Origin of the sequence: Actinomadura sp. BRA 177 (genome assembly GCF_013372625.1) — a bacterium.
Taxonomy (GTDB): Bacteria; Actinomycetota; Actinomycetes; order Streptosporangiales; family Streptosporangiaceae; genus Spirillospora.
Genome location: NZ_JABXFD010000691.1, coordinates 1 through 1,873, shown reverse-complemented (window position 1 = coordinate 1,873; position 1,873 = coordinate 1). Strand labels below are relative to the sequence as shown.

Here is a 1,873-nt window from a genome sequence, read left to right as displayed (position 1 = left end):
CGGCGTCAGATGGGTATAAGAGACGGCGCCAGCAGCACGGCGGCCCCGCCCGCGCCCAGGGCGAGGACCCCGCGCCGCGACACGGGGCCGTCCCGCTCCGGACCGTCCGCCATGTGCGCGATCCTAGGCGGCCCGGGGCGCCGGACGCGCCGTCACGACTTGTAGTCGGGGTAGCCGTAGCCGACGATGTCGTCGGCCGAGCGCTTCTTGATCTTGACGGCGTTGCCGGTGTTGCCCTCGACGGCCTCGATGGTGTCGTCGTCGACCTTCTTCACCACCATGCCGACGTGCCGGATGGCACTGACCTTCTTGCTGCCGCTCCACGCGTAGAAGACGATCGCGCCGGGCTTCGGCTCGGTGCCCCAGCGGCCGTGCTCCTGGAACCAGCGGGCGTGCTCGACCGTCCAGGCGTCGCTGCCGATCTGGTCGGTGAAGCCGACCTGCTCGCCGACCCAGGAGACGAACATGTCGCACCACTGGGCGTCGCTGTAGCCGCCGAGGGAGCCGCCGTCGCGGGCCAGGGTCTCCTGGGCGCGGGCGGTGCCCATGTACCACTTCTGGAACTTGGTCTCGCCGCCGCCGTCCTCCTGGACGCCGACCTGCGACTTGGCGATCTTGATAGCGTCGTCCGCCGTGGGCCGGGACTCGCCGGTCCGCTTGGGGGCGGCCGGCTTCGGCTCGGCCTGCGGGCTCTTCCCGTCCTTCTCGGGGGCCTTGGCGGCGCTGCCCGACCTGTCCTTCGACGTGCTCTTGGACGAGCCCGCGTCCGCCTTCTTCGTCGCGATGACGCCGGCCGCCGTGGCGGGCGCCGGAGCGGGCCCGAACGGCAGGACGGACGCCTGCGCGGTGGCCGCGGCGGTACCGAGGACGGCGGCGCCGACGATCACGCCGCCGGTCGTCCGCCACGTGATGGACAGGGAGTTCGGCTTGCGGTGCTTGCCCGAGACCTTCTTGCGATGCGCGCCTGGCACGGGGGGATCTCCTCGACTTCCATGCCGCCTACCGGGTTAGCTGACGGGTTCGGGCGTGGAAGCCGCCCTACGGCCGCCCATGGGCAGGCCGATTCACCCCGAAAAAGGACACGATGGGTCCCCGGCTCCGCGTCCGGCGCGCGCGTGCGCGCGGCGGTTCGCGGACTCGGCGGTGACGTGCCCGGACGGGCACGCCGGTTCGGATGGGGGCTCCGCCGGACGGGGGCGTCCGCGGAGTGCAGGGGTGGTCCGGGCGTGGCCGCGCGATGGGCGGCCACGCCCAGGTACCGCTGCGGAACTCTCTCCTTCGCTCTTCCAGACGCCTACCGGGTTAGCTGACGGGTTCGGGCGTGGAAGTGGCCCTACGGCGGGCTCCACCGGAACGGGGCCGGAAGAGACGCACCGATTCACCCCGGGTGCCGGAATGCCCGTCCGGGAGGTCTCCCGGACTCCGGCGATGTGGGTCCCCGGTTCCGCGCTGCGGCGGATTCGGCGCTGCCGCTGCGATCCTGGGGGCGAGATGGGGCCCGGCGCGGGACCTGTCTCCCGCGTGCGAACGAGCGGCGCCTGATGTCGTGCGCGTGATGCTGTGCACCTGATGTCGTGCACGTGATGTTGTGCACGGACGCCGGCCGTTGCCGGGGGGCGTCCGGGAGCCTGACCCGGGGGTCCGCCGTGGCTGCGCGCTCAGCGCCATGCACGCCGCGAGCGTGCGCACGGTGGCCGGGCCGGCCGGGGGGAGCGGCGCGTGGCGGCGGCCAGGCCGATCTCCTCGTGCAGTCCCCGCAGCGCCGCCTCCGCGGGCGTCTCGCCGGCCTCCAGCCGCCCGCCCGGCAGCCCCCACTGGCCCGCGTTCCGCCCCCGGTAGGCGCGCTTGATCAGGATCACCGACGGGGCGCCGT

The 1,873-nt window shown here is 73.6% G+C and carries 2 protein-coding genes and 2 riboswitches; both genes read right to left on the bottom strand.

Annotated features, from left to right (window positions below):
* Positions 1-152: 152 nt before the first annotated feature.
* Positions 153-971 carry a CHAP domain-containing protein gene (locus tag HUX53_RS38185; RefSeq protein ID WP_176408144.1) on the bottom strand — a complete coding sequence of 273 codons (819 nt, stop codon included), beginning with the start codon at positions 969-971 and terminating at the stop codon, positions 153-155.
* Between the two features lie 9 nt (positions 972-980).
* Positions 981-1,120: riboswitch (cyclic di-AMP (ydaO/yuaA leader) on the bottom strand.
* 156 nt (positions 1,121-1,276) lie between these two features.
* A riboswitch (cyclic di-AMP (ydaO/yuaA leader) is annotated at positions 1,277-1,476 on the bottom strand.
* Between the two features lie 182 nt (positions 1,477-1,658).
* The coding region (locus HUX53_RS38180; RefSeq protein WP_176408143.1) for an NUDIX hydrolase at positions 1,659-1,873 on the bottom strand (215 nt) is incomplete at its 5' end.